This is a genomic window from Paraburkholderia aspalathi (assembly GCF_900116445.1).
Taxonomy (GTDB): domain Bacteria; phylum Pseudomonadota; class Gammaproteobacteria; order Burkholderiales; family Burkholderiaceae; genus Paraburkholderia; species Paraburkholderia aspalathi.
This window is the reverse complement of sequence record NZ_FPBH01000045.1, coordinates 20,151-34,990: the sequence shown is the minus strand read 5'-3', so window position 1 is coordinate 34,990 and position 14,840 is coordinate 20,151. Positions and strand designations below refer to the sequence as shown.

Genomic DNA, 14,840 nt, shown 5'->3' with positions numbered 1-14,840 from the left:
CTGAAAACGGGCCGCCGGTTTTTCCAGGTGAGCCTTTCAAGCTGAGACAACCGGTGCCCCCGTCGCCGCAACGGTCACGCCGGATATAGCTCGTCTCGCCGGGAGCCAGCATGACGTACCACGTTGCTGCGAGGAGTACACGCCATGACGCTATCGAGTCTCTTGCGTTCGCCCGCGGAACAGCAGATCGCCGGCCCTGCCGTTGCCCTGTTCCGTGGCGCTCGACGGCCAGCGCATCGGAGCACAGCAGCCGCGTCTGTCGTTCGTGATCCGCGACATGCGGGCGCTGCTGCATCTGACGCAGGGTGCGATCGGGCGGCTGGTGGAAGACTATGTAGAAATGCCGTGTTTTTGAACGCTGGCATGCTAGTCGGCCCGTTGCGAGATTTCGGAGTCGGCCATGTGTCCAACAGCACGGTGACATTGAACATGCGAGAAGTCGACCGTCTGAAGGTCATACAGGTACCTTGTCGGACCATGGTCGTCCATCTGGACGGCGGAGCCATACTTAAAACTTCGAGTTGTATTTGACTCGCTTCCGCGCACGGTGCTGTCCTTGACGAAAATTATTTCGTGTCTGCCAATTCATTGAATTTGCGCGACCGACGTCAAGCGCCGAAACGATCGGGTCCCCGGACGGCCTGGAAGATCATGATCGGCGTCTAAACCATCCCGTGAGCGACATGCGGTCGCGCGTAGCAGGCAATACTTCGTGCAGCATGTCGGCGGATAGAAACACTGCGAGCCGGCTGCCGACGGGCGAGATGTCCTGCGTGCTCAAACCTTCAGGGTGTAGCCGCAACGCACCGCCGTGCTCAGGCAGCCAGTCCGCATTCAGATAGACGATGACGGACACCGTGCGGCTATCGTCATCGCGAAATTGATCGCGGTGTCGCTGATACGAAGCGCCCGGGGCGTAGTATGCGAAGTGGCTTTCGTATTCATCGAGTCCCATAAAGAGCCTGCGATTCAACGCAATGCGCAGCATTTCCATGATCGCGAGATACCGGTCGCAGGCTTCGGACCGGCCCGCCTTCAGCCACTGAATCCGGTCGCCGCGCACATCGGGCTGGAGAGAACGTGCCGCGCCCTGGCCGACAAGCGCCAAGGTGAGCGTCCCGGCCGTCGCAAGCGCTGCACATTCCGACGCCAGCGCGAGCGTCAAATCCGCCGGGAAAAAATTGTCCTGTTCCGACCAGCCATGATCATGAATGGCATCCACGATACGTCGATGCTGTTCATCTGCGGGTGCATCGAAACGCGCCGGCGGGTGTGATCCGGTCACTGCCTGTTCCTTCGAACGAAGGTGCTGTGTGGAAATTCAAAGGGCCGTCCGGGGCGGGTATCGGCAAGGGGGCTTGATCTGAGCCAAAGATGCGACGCGTCGATGCGGAACACTTTGTAGTCGAACTTCACGACCGAAAGGGTGCTCCACTCGTCGTCGCGCTGGACCAGCTGCGGGCGCCCTGCTGCGTCTCGACCTATGTCCGCCAGCTTGTTCCGGTAGTCGCAGCCAGGACAAATGAAAAAAATCCTTCGTCGTCGATTTGGGGCTTGACCTCATCGGAGGCGAACCGCGCATTGCAGTTTCGGCAGGTCCACATGGCTGCCTCCATCGCCGTTTTCGACGCCTCGCCCGCTGTGGAGGATCGGGGAGGTGACGCCGTAATTCAGAACTCGTGCTCTTGAAGCAACTTGCTGGCAAGAGCGCGCGCTGCATCTCGCGCCTGATCCTCACGCACGAATTCCTGTTCTGTTTCGTGTGGATCGTCGGACTCAGGTTCAGCGCCCACTCGCCGCAGATGCACGATGCCCCGATAAGAGCCTGTGACCGTCTTCATCACGCGAACTCGCGCCAGATGCGTGTGAGTTGCATAGATCTCATCTTCCACAGCGGGCTCCCTTGTACTTCCCAAGAATCGTAGCATGCAATACCCGACCCATCACGGCCGCGCTGGCGAGCGCGGTGCGCACATCACTGACTGCGGCGCTTGCCGGTATCGACTCCGGCGCGAGTGGGATCACTGCGGGACGCCGCAGGTGCGAGCTGCCATACGTTATTCGGACAGGGAACAACTGTGCACGATTGTTTCGTCGTTGCCTGGCGTTTGGCGTTCAGATGTTGGGTGAACTCGTAGAGCGCTCGGTAGAAGCGGTCGCCTTGAAACACGTTTACAATTCCGTTGGAGAGTGGTTGGCTCAGGGTATGCGGCTCGGTTCGACCGTACCCTTTCTCGCCCAATGGGATCCCACCCGAGGTGGAGCTTGCGCAGGCGGAGGGGGCGGCTGTTCATGCTGCGCGATCATGGTGACCGCGCGATGAGATCGTCGAACTCGCGATGACACATTGGCGGTGATTTTCTCTCGTGCTCCCGGCCGGGCAGTGAGACGGGACCGCGGCGCAGCCACGCGGCTCGTGGTCAGCAAACATCGGGGGCCAGTACACGCCTGCGCTGGCGCGCTAGCGTATCGCGATAGATGCCCGGCATGGCCGCCAGCTCGGCCGGAGAACCATCCTGAACCACGTGGCCCCGATTGATCACCACAATGCGGTCGAAGGTCTGCAGGGTGGACAGGCGGTGGGCAATTGCGATGACAGTACGGTTTTTCATCAACCGTTCCAGTGCTGACTGGATTGCAAGCTCGGATGCGGTGTCGAGCGCTGAGGTCGCTTCGTCGAGCAACAGGATCGGCGAGTCCCTGAGAATGGCGCGCGCAATGGCGATCTGCTGCCGCTGGCCGCCTGAGAGTTTCGTGCCGCGGTCGCCCGCGATCGTGTTGAGTCCCTCCGGCATGGCGACGAGAAACTCCAGGCAGTTTGCGTCCCCGCAGGCGCGGCGCACGTCGGTTTCGCTCGCGTCCTGGCAACCGTAGCGGATGTTATCCAGCAGGGAGCGGTGAAACAGCGAGGGGTCCTGTGGTACGACCGAAATCGCGGACTGCAGACTTTGCAGGGTGACGTGCGAGATATCCTGTCCCGAAATGCGCACGCAGCCGGATGCCGTTCGTAAAAGTGCTGGATCAAGGCGAAGATAGTCGATTTGCCGGCGCCGGACGGACCGATCAGACCTACGTGCTCGCCGGCGCGGATGTGCAGGTTGAGTCCGCTGAGAACCTGCCTGCGGCCAGAATACGCGAAGGTCACGTTTTCGAGATCCAGCGTCGCTTCCTGTACCTGAAGAGGTGCTGCGTGGCTGCGCTCCGTCATTGTGTGTGGTATCAGCAAGGTCGCCGAGGCCTCGCCGAGACGGGCGACGTGCTGGGTCAGATCGACCAGCGCCACCGCCAGATCACGGGTGCCATGAAGTATCGCAAAGCCGAGGGAGCCGACCAGCACCACGTCACCCGTTGTCGCGCGACCCGCACTCCACAGCCACAGGGTCCAGCCCAGCAGCGCTGCAGAGAGCGCGGCGGTGGCAATGGAGTGCTGCATCCGCAGCTTTTCGAGGTAAAGCAGACTCTGCGTGCGGGCGGTGCTTTCCATTTCCAGATGCCCGTCAAGCCGTTGGCGCTCCAGGGGCACGGCGCAGAACATCCGCACGAGACCCATGTTGCCGATGACGTCAACCAGTTCGCCGTCGACCGATGCCGCTCGTGCGGCGAACGCCTGATGCCGGGCCGTGCCCCTGCGCGCAAGCAGGAACAGGCCGAAGGCGAGCCCTGCCGAAATTGCGACGAGCGCGAGGCTCATCGGCACGCTGACCGCGGCGACCACGGCAATGGCCCCCGCTATCGTCAGGCATGGGGGCAGTGCGGTCCATGCGATGGTGTTTTCGATGACGTACACGGCGTTGGCAGTGGCTGAGACCCGGCTCGAGAGAACCCCGGGTTGCCTGTCAGCGAAAAACCCCGGGGAGTGGGTCGTCAGATAGCCGAACATTTCCTGTCTGATGTCGCCCGTCACAGCGACAAACGCGCGCGCGGCGAACCAGCCTCCGACCCGCCAGAAGAGATTGTCGGCGAAGACCAGCACGACCAGCACCAGGAAGGCCCGAATTACCGTGGCCGGATGCGCGCGCCCGGCCGGCAACGCATCGATGAGATTCCTGAGTCCATACTGCGACGCCAACGCGCAGCCCACCGCAGCGAGAACGCTTGCGAGCACGATGGCGTGCGCCAGCTTGCGCCGGCCAACATAGCGCCACAGCAGCCTGATCGGCTTGCCGGCATACCTGGCGATCTCACGCGTGCGCCTGCGCCGGCGCACGCGGCCAGCACGACTCATGTCGGTATCATCTGCAAGTTGCATCGCTTGACGCTCCCTGGCTTACCGGAGCGTCAAGCGTGCGTGCACGATCGGATGGACTGCCGCCGACAGGCGATACCCGATTGAACCACTCCCGCCACGGGAACGCGGGGATTCAGGCTGGACCATAGGTTTCTCCCCTGGCGAGCACGGCCCAGGCGACGCGGGCCAGTTCGTTGGCCGGCGCAGCAGCGATGTTCACAGACACGGTTCAACTTTCTGCTGGTGAAATTCCGGCAGAAGGTGAAACATTCACCCGCCGGGTGACTATCACCGTAAGACCCAGCGAGCCGAACGGCGGATCTAGGAGTGCAGTATCAGCAATCCGATCACCTCGGGGTCGCCGAGCGACCGGGCAAAGTCAACCCCGCGCTGGAGCGCTGACCTCGCGGCTTCTTCGGGGCCGTCGAATGGCGGACTGCAATCACCTTCGCGGAACAGAACGTTCGCGAGGGCGGGGTCGTCGATGCCAACGGAGCATTCCGATCGCCATGCGTCCCGCTCGTATCGCTCCTTCGTCACAACCACATATCGCCCGACGTTAGCCATTGCCATGGCAGCCTCAAAAAACCCGGTCTCAAACAGAAAGGATAGTCCCCGACCAACCGCAATACCAGGAACGTGGCATCTCCGCATGTAGCGGCCGTAGTCTTCGTGCGAAAAGCGTCGGCGGTTTTGTCGAAGAAACGACTATGATTCAAAGGATTGCGATGCCAGCATCCGAGTGCCCTCTTTGGTCCCGGCCATTCTGCGACGGCACGAGTCGGGCACGCGTTTCGCGACGGGCAGGAAAAGAACAATCTGGAGAAGTCGATGAAGCCTCGTCACGCATTCGCGGGGCCCGGTACGGCCTTCGTGCTCCTGATCTCGACAGCCTTCGCGGCCACGGCGCAGGCCCAGGCCGTCGCGCCACAACCGGAAAACCCGATGGCGAAACCGCCGCCCGCGGCGGCTTCAGGCGCAGCGAGCGCGACCAATCCTGACAACATGCCCGTAAAGAATCCGGACAAGCCGACCAACGACAAAATCATAAGAAACCTGCCCGCCAGTGCGGCGAACGCGAAATAGGCCGGTCCAGGGATTCGCTTTAACGCTCAGCGCGTTCTGATGACGATGCTTGGGGTCGCAATGGAATCCAGCGAATGGTGAGACTGGCCTGATCCGCATCCTGAATTCGCGAGATAGCGAGACTGACGGCCAGCGCCTGACCGGAGCCCTTACCGCGCGAGCGGTCCTTCGGCCATTTGCCGCCGCGGGAACGCCCGTTCGTGAAGACATTTGAATGCACGATTCATCCTGCCACCGGATACTCGCGCCATCTGCTTACTGGAGCACCTGTTACGATGTCGTCACCGAACTGGAGGCCCAACGAGGCAACTCGCAACCGACGCACCACGTACAGCGGCATAAATACCACACCGCCTTGCTAGCGCGACACACCTACGCCTCATCCTCCCAGTCGCGCCATTCAACCGTATGTGACTCCAGATAGCGGTTCACCGCCTGCCCGACAGTAGGAAAGAAGTGTTGCTCGCCGATCATCCCGAACAGGCCGTAATGTTTCAGGCTGTCCTTCACAGGTCCCTTCAGTTCCGCGAAGCACAGCGTCACGTTCAATGCGAGCAGTTCGTCATGGAGTCGGGCGAGCGTGTCGGCGGCGCTGAGGTCGACGTCTGTCACCGGTTCAGCTGCGATCACGATCCACGCGGTTTTCGTCGGCGCTTCGCGCACTGCCTGCAACATGCGCTCGCGAAAAATCTCCGTGTTTGCGAAGAAGAGCGGCGCATCCCATCGCAGCAGGACGAGCCCGGGAATGCGGCGGGCTTCCGGATGGCGGGCGACATCGTGATAGCCCTTGATCTGATCGATGCGGCCCAGCACAGCGGAATACGGACGCCACCCGCGCCAGAGGAATCCAAGAACCGCGAGCGCAAGCGCAACGCCGATGCCGTTTACGACCCCGATCATCGCGACACCGGCCAGACAGGCGATCGATTGTACGAACTCGCCCGGCCTTAGTCGATAAAGCCGCCACACGCCGCGCACTTCGAGCAGACCGAGACAGGCGGCGATAACGACCGCGGCAAGCGCTGCCTGCGGTGTGTTACGCAGCGCCTTTGGAGCGAACAGCAACAGCCCCGCGACGATCAGCGCGGCGACGACACCTGTCGCCTGCGTCTTCGCCCCCGCCGCCTCCGCGACCGGTGTGCGCGAACCGCTCGCGCTCACGGCGAACCCATGCGCGATGCCCGCCGCGATATTCGCGAGCCCGAGCGCGACGAATTCCTGGTTGCGATCGACTGTATCCCCGCTGCGCGCCTCATAGGTACGTGACAGGATGCTGATATCGGTGAACGAGACGAGCGCGACGGCGGCAGCGCCGCCGAGAAGCGCCACCCATTCGTTGAGTGCGAGCGCCGGAATACGCAGCGCCGGCAGCCCTTGCGGGACGTCGCCGACGACCGCCAGCCCGAAGCGCTGCGCGAGATCCAGCGCGGTGACCGCAACTGACGCGCCCGCGACCGCGATCAGCACTCCGGGCACCTTCGGCAAGTAGCGCCTGCAGCCCAGGATCACGACGAGCGCCGCCACGCCGATCGTAACGGCCAGTTCGTCAGTCTTGCCCGCGACGACGCCGCTCACGAGTTCGCGCGCCTGCTGCAGGAATGAAGCGCCGTGCACCGGGAAGCCCAGAAGCTTGGGTGTTTGTCCGAGTACGATCGTCAGCACGATGCCGTTGAGATAGCCGTAGCGGATCGGCAGCGAAAGCAGTTCGGTGACGAAGCCCAGCTTAAGCATGCCGACCACCATGCAGATCGCGCCGGACAGTAGGGCGAGACCGCCCGCGAGGGCAAGCGCGTTCTCCGTATTGCCGTGCGCAAGCGGCGCGATGCTTGCGGCGATCAGCGCGACTAACGCGGAATCCGGACCCAGCACGAGGATCCGGCTCGGGCCGAAAAGGGCGTAGGCAAGCAGCGCCGCAAACGACGCATAGAGCCCGGATACGGCGGGCAAACCGGCAGCCTCCGCGTAGGCCATCCCCGCCGGCACGAGGACGGCGCTGAGGCTGAGACCCGCCACCGCGTCGTGGGGCAGCCATGCAAGCCGGTAGTTCCGTGCCACAGCAAGCCCGTTGACCCAGCGCGATACGATACGCACGGCGTGATTCGATGGCCGCCCGGGGTTACTGGTGTCGGGTTTCACGGGGCAGCGCGGTTCGAACCGGAGCGGCTGGTGATCGGAAATGCGGCTCGCAGTGATCCACCCCGCAACCGCGAAGCGCGGCCTCGGGTCCCCGGCAAGGAAAATGAAAACGGATGCGAACAGTTCGTCGAGCCATTGCTGATGATCGCATGAACCGACCATCGCGGATGGGTTGGACGCTATATGACTTCGGGTCGTCGCGGATCATCGACATTCACGGCGATGCGTCGTGGCACCATCGATCGAATCGCGCGTGTCGCCGTCCACGATCTCGTAGCAAAAAAACAGGAACTTCCGCCAACCGCGCTTTGTCCACGAAGCTCGCGGCCGCCTGATCGGGCGGCACGAACCGCGAGGAGGACGTATCGATGGAAAAAGGACGTGTTGCCGCGCTCGACGCCGGTCGGGCGCTCGCGATCGTCGGTGTCGTTGCAGTACACCTGTCGTTCCAGTTTCCCAATCTGCCGCACAGCGTCACGCTGCTGGCACGCATGGGCCAATACGGCGTGCAGCTGTTCTTTGTAATCAGCGCGATCACGATTTTCATGACGCTTGAAGTGGACCAGAGACGTTGCACGGGCGCACGGCACGTTACATTGCGTTTCTATATCAAACGTTTCTTTCGCATTGCCCCAATGTATTACGCCGCGATCGTCGTGTATGGACTGATCAGTTACTGCGCGACACGGTCAGGCTACGAGCCCGCATGGGTGCTCGGCGCCCACGGCGCAACGGATATCCTGCTCAACGTGCTGTTTCTGCATGCGCTGTCGCCGACCGCGATCAACAACGTGGTGCCGGGAGGGTGGTCGATCGGTGTCGAGATGCTGTTCTATCTGATCGCGCCGCTGCTGTTTTTTGTCGCGATGAACCGCACGCGGTTGCTGATCGCGACAGCGTTCCTGCTGGCACTGTCAGTCATCGCCTTGTCAATCGGCGACTGTCACGGCACGCTCGACTGTCATGTGACGAACAACTCGTTCAGCTATTTCTGGCCGCCCGTGCAAGGGCCTTGCTTCATCGTGGGAATGTGGGCGTGGTACGCGTTCCGCCCGCATCTGACGGGCGTATCCAGCGTGACGCGGCGCACAGCGTGGCTGATTTTTTTGCTCGCCTCAGGTTTCGCGCTCGCGACGGCGACGCTTGGCGTGTGGCTCGCGAAAGCACATGAACTCGCGCCGGTCCTCGCCGCATGCAGCGCAGTCGCGTTTCTGCTATTCGTCTGCTCGCGCAGCCGCCTCGCGCCAGGCGACGATGCGCGCGGTGCGTACTTCCGCCGCTGTGCTGACGCACTGGGCCGCGAAAGCTACGGCATCTACCTGTGGCACTTCATCTGCATCTACGCGACGCTGCACTTTTTCGAGGGCGCGTTCGGGCAGAGCGGCCGGGAGACGTCGCTTGTGCTCTTCGTCACGACGGTGCTGGCAGTACTCGCCGCGTCGTATGTGTTCTCGCGCGTCTCCGACCGGATGATTCAGGGACGCGCGACGCGTCTGTCGCGCTGCATCCTCGCACATGTCGACCGGCGCTTTCACCGGAGTAGCCGGGCGTGACGGTCTCGGCGAGGTGGCGTGATGACGTATACGTGCAGAGACGCTTGAGGCACGTTAGTTGCTGCCAGGTAGGAGGGTCGTCCGCGACAGGTGTGTCAGTGGATTTATAGCTCATCTTTTAACTTCCAGGGGAGGATCAAATGCCTGCGAAATCGAAAGCGCAACAGATGGCCGCCGGAGTGGCGCTGGCCGCAAAGAAAGGGGAGAAACCGGAAGCAGAACTCAAGGGTGCGGCGAAATCGATGTATGAGTCGATGAGCAAGGAACAGCTTGAAGAATTTGCATCGACCAGCCAGAAAGACAAACCAACCCATAAATCAAAATCGGAATAAAAGAGTCTGCCAGGCGTGTGAGCCGCAATCCGGCGGTAGGAGCGGTCAGTGGCGAGAACGCCTCCGGGAGCAGTTTCGGCGCATGAGCCGGCAGCCGCGATCCTGTTTATCAAATGTCTGCGCGGATCCGGGGGCAATCGTGAAGACTTGTCCGACGCGCGCCGCGCAAAACTGCCTGGGAGAATGCGATGGTTGCTGTATCGGAAATCATGACAAGGGTCCCCGTCAAGCTTGCGCCAGCCGACAGCATGCAGCGTGCCGCGGAATTGATGCACGCCCTCGATGTCAGCGCGATTCCCGTGTGTGATTCGAATGTGCTGGTCGGCATGGTGACCGACCGGGACGTCCTGTTTCGTGGCGTTTCGCAGGGGAAGAACGCTCATACCGTCGTGAGCGAAGTGTGTACGCGCAACGTCAAGCGCTGCTACGAGTACGATGACGTGGATACGGTTCGCGAGACGATGCAGGCGGAGCAGATCAGTCGCCTGCCGGTTGTGAATCGCGACCAGGAACTGGTGGGTATCGTGTCGCTCGGCGACCTCGCTACGTGGGCAGACAAGGACACTGGCGATGCGCCTGGACCGACCTCGCGGCAGTCCGTGCGGGTTCGCTGAGAAACGACGGAGATTTGCCGGGGCGTACCCGGAAAGGCACGCCTGCCGCATTTTTCTGATTGCGTCTTCTGGCATTTTCCAAGCTATGGTTATGTATGGTTATGCGGCCCGCGGGATAGCGAGCCACTACGCAAGGAGGGAGAAAAACAGTGCATGAAGATTTGGCGGAGCCGCGCGAAACAATGGTCGAGCGGCAACTGCTCGCGCGCGGCATCGCGGAGCCGCGCATTCTCGACGCGATGCGGCGCGTGCCGCGCGAGGCATTTCTGAGTCCCGATCTGCGCGAATTTGCCTATGCGGACGCAGCCCTTCCGATCGGAGCCGGCCAGACCATCACTCAACCGTTCATCGTCGCGCTGATGCTGGAAGCGGCGCGGCTCGAGCCGGACGACCGTGTACTGGAAATCGGTACGGGTTCCGGTTACGCGGCGGCCGTACTCGCGGAAATGCTCGCCCACGTCGATACGGTCGAGCGTCATCCGCAACTGGCTGAAAACGCCCGCGTCCGGTTGACCGCGCTCGGCTACAACAACGTGAACGTCTACGCCGCAGACGGCACACTCGGGCTGCCGCAGCGCGCGCCGTTCGATGCAATCATCGCCACCGCGTCCGGCCCGGGCGTGCCGCCCGCGTGGAGCGCGCAACTCGAGATCGGCGGCCGGCTCGTAATGCCGGTGGGGCCGGATCCGGAACATCAGCGGCTGATCCGGCTGACTCGCGACAGCAGCACAACTTACCACGAGGAAATGCTCGACCTTGTGCGTTTTGTACCGTTGATTGGTGCTCAGGGTTGGGGCGACGTCGCAGGGCGGTGAGTCAGCGCGGGCGCAGACATCATCCGAAGCCTCTGGGAAGGATACGTCTGACGCATCTGTCCATGAGCAGGCTGCGACGCCCGCGCATGTTCAGAAGCTGCACACACGATCGCTGCGGTAGAGGCGGACTGACGGCTACCCGACCCTACGAAGGTTGTAGAGCCTCTGCGAGGTCATCGAGCGATAGCGGCTTGGTGAGGTGATCGTCAAATACCCGTTCGTCGCTCAGGAGTCTGCTGGCGCTGTTGGCGTAGCCCGTCAATGCCACGAGCTTCGTCTGCGAGCATTGCGCCCGCAGCCGGAGCAGCTGCGCAAGTGCAGCACCGTCCATGCGGGGCATGCTGATATCGATCAGGGCAACGTCCGGGGTGAATGACTCCACGATCCGAAGTGCGCCGGGTCCCTTCTGTGCCCGTTTCACTTCGTGCCCGTCCAGTTCCAGCAACGTGCCCAGCGCCTCCGTGGCGTCCGCGCTGTCGTCGACGAGAAGGATGCGCATTGACGCCATTGTGCGCCTCGCGGTCATGGGCACCTTGCTCGTCCTTTTGCAGACAATCGGGGGTTGCAGGATGACTTCTGTCCCCTGGCCTTCACCAGCGCTTGCAATCGTGACGGTGCCGTTGTGTGCGGTCACCAGATGCTTCACGACTGCCTGACCGGAATCCAGCGGGCTTTGTCGTTCTTTTGCCTATCGTACCCAGGCGATCAGACGTGCGATTAGCGCTGCAGCATAACCAGACTGTGGGGCCAGCCACCCGTTGTCGGTCCCACCGGTGATCCTTTTAATCGCGTGGCGCGCCCGGCCACGCAAATGCGCGACCCACAGATGGCGCCAGAAACGCTCGGGTGCGAATTCGGCATAGTGAGCCTGTTTTTCAAGCAGCGCCTTACCGCCGGGTAAATGGATAAACGCGCAGCGGCGAAACCACCTCAGTTCGCGGTAGTTGTTGCCGGGCCAATGACGGCCGACTGCCTGGTAGGCACCGACTTCGACTAGCCCCTGCCCTTCGTCGACCAACGCATTGAGTGCCGCGGAAATAAAGATTTCGTCGCCGTGATGTTTCACGCGCGCGCTTTCGTTAATATAGCGCGCGCAACTGCCCCGCGCGCGCACCACCAGCTGGCGCAATGCGGCCGGTGTTGCGAGCAGAAACTCGCCACCGTACCAACGCGGATTTCTGAGGCGCCGCCCCGCCGCGATTTCCAGATCCGCAACGACCCGTTCACTGCCGTACGCCGAAAATACCTGATCTGAAATATCGAACGCACCTAACCCCGCTTCAGCGCATCGTCCGACCATATTTCGGTCGAGCGGATGCATGGCCACCATGTCGGCATCGAGCAGCAGCATCATGGTGTCGTCGGGCAACGTCGCGGCGACCTGGTCCATCAGGTCCAGTTTGAAATGTGCAGCATAGAACGCTGTGTCCTTCGGCAACTCAATCGTAGCCGTGAGCGCCGTCACCGCTGGGCCGTTCTCTGGCGCGATCTTTCTGAGCCGCGTCGCGACCAACGCAGGTTCGTTCGTTACGATCGTCAGCATCGGCATGCCAATCCGTCGCAAGCTGTTGTTCAGGCAGACCGCCTGGCTCACGTACGACAGCGGATCGCGATTCGTTGCGTTGGGACCCGGCTTCGCATCGACATCCACATAGATGAGGGTGCAAGGAAAAAGAATCACGTGGCTCCTGGAGTCTGCGCAAAATGCGCGGCAGTCGATCGTGGGCTCGTTCCTTCATGGCGTCCGCCCCCGCCGTCTGACTGATCTGCGCCGATGGAGTCGGACAACACGGGTCACAGGTGCCAGATGTTTTCTATCGTTTCACGTCCCGGCATTACTTTTCCGCCATAACACAGTTGCAAAGTAGCGAATGTCCAGCATGCCATCACAAGTGCCCGGAACAACTCTACGGGAGCGCAAATGAATCGCGGCAACCGGCAACGGGAAAGGGTTGTGTCGCGAAAATGTCGCAATGCAAAAAAAATGACGCGATAACAAGGAGTCCTTATGCTGCCAACGAATAGAACTGATCGGCAGTGGTTCGAGTAACGCCGTTGTCCTCTATCTGACCTTTCCTGCTCATATGGATGGTCTCAATGCCTGACGGACACGATTGCCGCGACATGTGACGAGTGCAAATCAGTGAGCAAGCCGTCTGATTAGCGCAACCATCTGGGCACGCGGCTGACCTTTCTGGAGGTAGGCGTCAAAGTCATCATCGGTCATAAGTCGGAGCAACTCCGCTTCATCCAGTGCGCTATGGGCAATGATTGCGACATCGCGGATAGCCGGGTGGTGGCGCAAAAAGCGGGCGGCCCCGGCACCGCTGTATTCAGGTGGCGAAAGATCCATAAGCACAAGATGGGGCTCCCACGCGATCCCGATTGCGATCGCCTCCCTTCTCCCACACGCTGTGCAACACTCCATGTCAGCCAACGCAAGGCCGGCTGCCAGCGCATGCGCGGCGTTCTGGTTGTCATCAACCACCAGCACGCGCAACCTCGCGCCAGCGATTCCGGCACCGCGTGTCGTCCAGAAAGAGGCCTCTGCACAGGCAAGATTCGAAGGTTGCATTGACGATCCTCCAATATGCGCGTTTCCAGCATTTGACGTGCCCGATATGCATGGTGCGCGGAGTGAAGTGCGGACGCGGAGAGATGCACATTACTTCGGTGCCAATCCCTGTTGAGCGAGACAAAGCGTCGCCGTGCACTAGATGGACGGCGTTTGTAACTGACAGTAAATATGAAAACCGGGAAGTACAGGAAGTACAAAGTGGCGTGCGGTCACGCCTCCTGCGACCCGCCTGTCAGCGGAGGTGACCTCGATCAATGCTTCAAAGAAATAACGTAGTTTTCTTATTTACACATCTCGTTACAGACGGATACGACTGGCAGGCCATTGGCACGCGACACTACTTTTGCGGTACATCTGATGCGCCGCGATGGCAAAAGCGCACGTCCGCGTCTGATTGACGCCACCTTCTGCCAGCTCTGCGAGGCAAGGCTCCTGCAGGGCGAGTACGCAGCGCGCTTGCGTCCGTGGGCAATCCCGCCGCAACTTAAAGCCGCGGGCTGTCACGCTGAAAACTCGCGTTGAACGTTGGACCCATTTCGTCATCTCCACGAAGGCACAACGTGGATATCCTTTCGGCGGTAAAAATGGAGCAGGCCTTCCCACCGGTTCGGCACTTCAAGAAAAATGCGTCAGGCCGTGACTTCGTTGTTGGCGATCTGCACGGATGTTTCACCCGGCTTCGAATAGAACTCGAAGCTAGCCAGTTCGACCCGTCACGGGACAGGGTCTTTGCCGTCGGCGACCTGGTAGACAGAGGGTTCGAATCACCTGCTGTCCTCGACATAGTGCGTCGGTATGACATCCAGTCGGTACGCGGCAATCATGAAGATTCGATCGTACGCTGGCGTCTGTGTGGCGCCAATGACAGCTTCATTCGGGCCAATGGCGGTCGGTGGCTGCTCGATATGAGAGGGGAAGAAAAGTCCATAGACGCGATCGTTGCTTACATGGCAGCACTTCCGTATGCGATCGAAATCGAGACCGACTTCGGTCTGGTCGGGATCGTCCATGCTAACGTCCCCCTGCAATCCTGGCCCAGAACGGTTGAAGCGCTACAGAAAGAAGGTATTAACGGGAAAATACGGCACAAGGTCATCTGGGATCGGTCACGGTGGAAGCTGCGAGGACCGAACGGCTTTGGGCCGTTGCGCCGCGCCACAGCGCAGGTATTCAAGCGGCTTAAGTCTGGACGGCGTGACGCGTGCGGCAGGATCGAAGGGGTGGCGGCTGTCATCGTAGGACATACGCCCTGCCCTGAGCCGATCGTGAGCCACAATGTCATCAACGTCGACACAGGTGTTGTGTACTGCGGCAACCTTACACTGTTGCGCCTCGATGAAATTCCCGCGCTACTGAGCCGGGCGACCCGTAAGGCGCCTGCTTTTTGCCAGGTAACGCAATACACACCGGCCCGCAAATATGGGCAACTTCGATAACTACCAACCCGTCTGGTCCGTGTCCCGGCATGACCGACGGGCACGTGCCACAGAGAATCCAG

Annotated in this window: 13 protein-coding genes and 2 pseudogenes; 7 read left to right on the top strand and 8 right to left on the bottom strand. The window is 61.3% G+C overall.

The window, feature by feature from the left end; all coding sequences use genetic code 11:
• Positions 1 to 202: 202 nt before the first annotated feature.
• Entirely contained in the window at positions 203 to 355 is a 153-nt protein-coding gene (locus BM438_RS40305) for a hypothetical protein (RefSeq protein WP_244179575.1), read from the top strand.
• Positions 356 to 649: 294 nt separating this feature from the next.
• On the opposite strand, the gene BM438_RS40300 is transcribed toward BM438_RS40305, so the two are convergent.
• The 3 genes and pseudogenes from BM438_RS40300 to BM438_RS40290 all read right to left on the bottom strand — a co-directional run bounded on the left by BM438_RS40300 (position 650) and on the right by BM438_RS40290 (position 4,249).
• Positions 650 to 1,285 carry a 2OG-Fe(II) oxygenase gene (locus BM438_RS40300; RefSeq protein ID WP_093646286.1) on the bottom strand — a complete coding sequence of 212 codons (636 nt, stop codon included), beginning with the start codon at positions 1,283 to 1,285 and terminating at the stop codon, positions 650 to 652.
• 385 nt (positions 1,286 to 1,670) lie between these two features.
• Positions 1,671 to 1,892 carry a hypothetical protein gene (locus BM438_RS40295; RefSeq protein WP_093646284.1) on the bottom strand — a complete coding sequence of 74 codons (222 nt, stop codon included), beginning with the start codon at positions 1,890 to 1,892 and terminating at the stop codon, positions 1,671 to 1,673.
• Positions 1,893 to 2,420: 528 nt separating this feature from the next.
• Positions 2,421 to 4,249 (bottom strand): annotated as a pseudogene (locus BM438_RS40290) (ABC transporter ATP-binding protein).
• Positions 4,250 to 5,059: 810 nt separating this feature from the next.
• Here BM438_RS40290 and BM438_RS40280 point away from each other — a divergent pair.
• Complete coding sequence (locus BM438_RS40280; protein WP_093646279.1) at positions 5,060 to 5,314, top strand: hypothetical protein; 255 nt, start codon at positions 5,060 to 5,062, stop codon at positions 5,312 to 5,314.
• Between the two features lie 372 nt (positions 5,315 to 5,686).
• Here the strand turns inward: BM438_RS40280 and BM438_RS40275 are convergent, their stop codons facing one another.
• The gene (locus tag BM438_RS40275) at positions 5,687 to 7,405 is read right to left on the bottom strand and encodes a SulP family inorganic anion transporter (protein ID WP_244179574.1); all 1,719 of its coding nucleotides are present in this window, start codon (positions 7,403 to 7,405) and stop codon (positions 5,687 to 5,689) included.
• A 413-nt stretch (positions 7,406 to 7,818) separates the two neighbouring features.
• Here BM438_RS40275 and BM438_RS40270 point away from each other — a divergent pair, with 413 nt between their 5' ends.
• The 4 genes from BM438_RS40270 (at position 7,819) to BM438_RS40255 (ending at position 10,764) form a co-directional block, all read left to right on the top strand.
• On the top strand, positions 7,819 to 9,003 hold the full coding sequence (locus tag BM438_RS40270) for an acyltransferase family protein (RefSeq protein WP_093646274.1): 1,185 nt from the start codon (positions 7,819 to 7,821) through the stop codon (positions 9,001 to 9,003).
• Positions 9,004 to 9,143: 140 nt separating this feature from the next.
• Positions 9,144 to 9,335, top strand: coding sequence for a DUF3008 family protein (locus BM438_RS40265; RefSeq protein WP_093646272.1), 192 nt, complete (start codon positions 9,144 to 9,146; stop codon positions 9,333 to 9,335).
• 188 nt (positions 9,336 to 9,523) lie between these two features.
• Positions 9,524 to 9,949 carry a CBS domain-containing protein gene (locus tag BM438_RS40260; protein ID WP_093646269.1) on the top strand — a complete coding sequence of 142 codons (426 nt, stop codon included), beginning with the start codon at positions 9,524 to 9,526 and terminating at the stop codon, positions 9,947 to 9,949.
• A gap of 149 nt (positions 9,950 to 10,098) precedes the next feature.
• Complete coding sequence (locus BM438_RS40255; RefSeq protein ID WP_093646267.1) at positions 10,099 to 10,764, top strand: protein-L-isoaspartate(D-aspartate) O-methyltransferase; 666 nt, start codon at positions 10,099 to 10,101, stop codon at positions 10,762 to 10,764.
• Between the two features lie 145 nt (positions 10,765 to 10,909).
• On the opposite strand, the gene BM438_RS40250 is transcribed toward BM438_RS40255, so the two are convergent.
• From BM438_RS40250 to BM438_RS40240, 4 genes and pseudogenes are all read right to left on the bottom strand, one after another.
• Positions 10,910 to 11,410: a response regulator gene (locus tag BM438_RS40250; protein WP_244179573.1), complete on the bottom strand. Its 501-nt coding sequence runs from the start codon at positions 11,408 to 11,410 to the stop codon at positions 10,910 to 10,912.
• Positions 11,411 to 11,452: 42 nt separating this feature from the next.
• Positions 11,453 to 12,445, bottom strand: a complete 993-nt coding sequence (locus BM438_RS40245; protein ID WP_244179572.1) for a hypothetical protein — start codon at positions 12,443 to 12,445, stop codon at positions 11,453 to 11,455.
• Positions 12,446 to 12,770: 325 nt separating this feature from the next.
• Positions 12,771 to 12,869, bottom strand: a pseudogene (locus BM438_RS45950) (IS6 family transposase); the annotation flags it as partial.
• A 35-nt stretch (positions 12,870 to 12,904) separates the two neighbouring features.
• Positions 12,905 to 13,339: a response regulator gene (locus BM438_RS40240; RefSeq protein WP_093646263.1), complete on the bottom strand. Its 435-nt coding sequence runs from the start codon at positions 13,337 to 13,339 to the stop codon at positions 12,905 to 12,907.
• A gap of 563 nt (positions 13,340 to 13,902) precedes the next feature.
• On the opposite strand from BM438_RS40240, the gene BM438_RS40230 reads away from it, so the two are divergent.
• Entirely contained in the window at positions 13,903 to 14,778 is an 876-nt protein-coding gene (locus BM438_RS40230; protein WP_093646258.1) for a metallophosphoesterase, read from the top strand.
• Positions 14,779 to 14,840 lie beyond the last annotated feature (62 nt).

What these genes read in the sequence shown, in the direction of transcription:
- BM438_RS40260 (WP_093646269.1), top strand. Translation starts at nt 9,524, where the DNA reads ATGGTTGCTGTATCGGAAATCATGACAAGGGTCCCCGTCAAGCTTGCG.
- BM438_RS40240 (WP_093646263.1), bottom strand. Translation starts at nt 13,339, where the DNA reads ATGCAACCTTCGAATCTTGCCTGTGCAGAGGCCTCTTTCTGGACGACA.
- BM438_RS40270 (WP_093646274.1), top strand. Translation starts at nt 7,819, where the DNA reads ATGGAAAAAGGACGTGTTGCCGCGCTCGACGCCGGTCGGGCGCTCGCG.
- BM438_RS40280 (WP_093646279.1), top strand. Translation starts at nt 5,060, where the DNA reads ATGAAGCCTCGTCACGCATTCGCGGGGCCCGGTACGGCCTTCGTGCTC.
- BM438_RS40265 (WP_093646272.1), top strand. Translation starts at nt 9,144, where the DNA reads ATGCCTGCGAAATCGAAAGCGCAACAGATGGCCGCCGGAGTGGCGCTG.